We start from the raw sequence: 1554 nt of genomic DNA, 5'->3' as shown, positions 1-1554 counted from the left end.
TTCATCAACAATCGTGCCCGTGGCAGCGGTATTGTCAATGGCTGCATTATCAGCACCAGTGACCACAAAGCTGAGCTGCTCACTGTTCTCATAAATGTCATCGTTGTTGGTGGTCACGGTGATGAGAGGTGCCGCTGTGCTGCCTGCAGGTACTTTGACCTCAAGTACTGTGGTGCCATTTAAGACGTTTTGTATGGCAGTACTACCCGTGATAGTCACTGGGATACCTGCGGCATTGGTATAGGTAATCGAGGCAATGTCTGCCGCTTCTACGTCACTGTTGTTTACGTCAACTTTCACTTGCACGGTGGTGGCAAGGTTACTTAGATTGTCTTGCTTGACGGTGTAGCTTAGGACGTTGTCCTCGCTTTCAATAGCCTGTGCATCTGTTGCGGTAATGCTAACGGTCGGACGGTCGCCTTCTTCATTACTGCCATCAAGCGGATCAGCTGGGTTGTTTGATTCATCACTAATCACACCACTGTCAGTGTTAGTGGTGATGCTGATGCCATTTGGGTTGACTGGGTTTGAGATGACCAGTCCTAGGTTCTCTGTCTGCTCATAAGCACTATCGTCAGCAATGGTAAAGATAACTGTACTGACTTTACTGCCCGCAGCTATTTGAACGGTGTCGCCATCGGTTAAGAAGTTAGCGATGACGCTCTGATCAGTGGTATTTACCACGGTGCCATCCGCTTTGGTATATTGCAGACGAGCAATGTCGCTGGCGGTGATGTTAGGGCTTGAGCCATCAAGTGTGACTCTAACATTGCTGTCTTTGTCACTGGCGACGTTTTGTGTGAGGGTGAATTCAAGGGTGTCAGTATTGCCGATTTGCTCGGTAGAGGTGGCTTTAGTGGCACTGATGGCAATCTCAACAGGACCTGGAATCACTGTAATGTTCAGCTCGGAGCTATCAAGCACATCGGTCGGTGAAGCGCTATCCACGATGTCGTAACTGATAACAGGCACGTCACCAGTAAAGTCGGCATCTGGGGTAAAGCTATAGCTGCCATCAACGTTTACGGTGAGGCTGCCGACAGGGCTGCCATTATCTGTAATGGCAACTGGGCTGCCAATGGTGATAACGGTATCTGGTATGCCGTCACCATTGGTGTCCACTTGGACGTTCGCCACGTTTAATGTGATGCTAGGATCAGTATCAGTAGCATTGTCTAGTAAGTTGCCGTTAACCGCTTCGCCTTGGTCGGTGTCTTGACTCTCATCGCTATCATCAAAGTCGCCTAGCTGATCACCACTATCATCGACACGGTCTTCATCAACAATCGTGCCCGTGGCAGCGGTATTGTCAATGGCTGCATTATCAGCACCAGTGACCACAAAGCTGAGCTGCTCACTGTTCTCATAAATGTCATCGTTGTTGGTGGTCACGGTGATGAGAGGTGCCGCTGTGCTGCCTGCAGGTACTTTGACCTCAAGTACTGTGGTGCCATTTAAGACGTTTTGTATGGCAGTACTACCCGTGATAGTCACTGGGATACCTGCGGCATTGGTATAGGTAATCGAGGCAATGTCTGCCGCTTCTACGTCACT

1 protein-coding gene is annotated in these 1554 nt (G+C 49.5%); it reads right to left on the bottom strand.

Features of this window, described 5'->3' with window-relative positions; all coding sequences use genetic code 11:
* On the bottom strand, window positions 1-1554 hold a 1554-nt coding region (locus ACI2IW_RS13925; RefSeq protein WP_404693962.1), incomplete at both ends, for a cadherin-like domain-containing protein.

It is taken from the genome of Psychrobacter sp. NPDC078501, assembly GCF_044900935.1.
Taxonomy (GTDB): domain Bacteria; phylum Pseudomonadota; class Gammaproteobacteria; order Pseudomonadales; family Moraxellaceae; genus Psychrobacter.
This window is presented reverse-complemented; position numbering and strand designations above follow the sequence as displayed.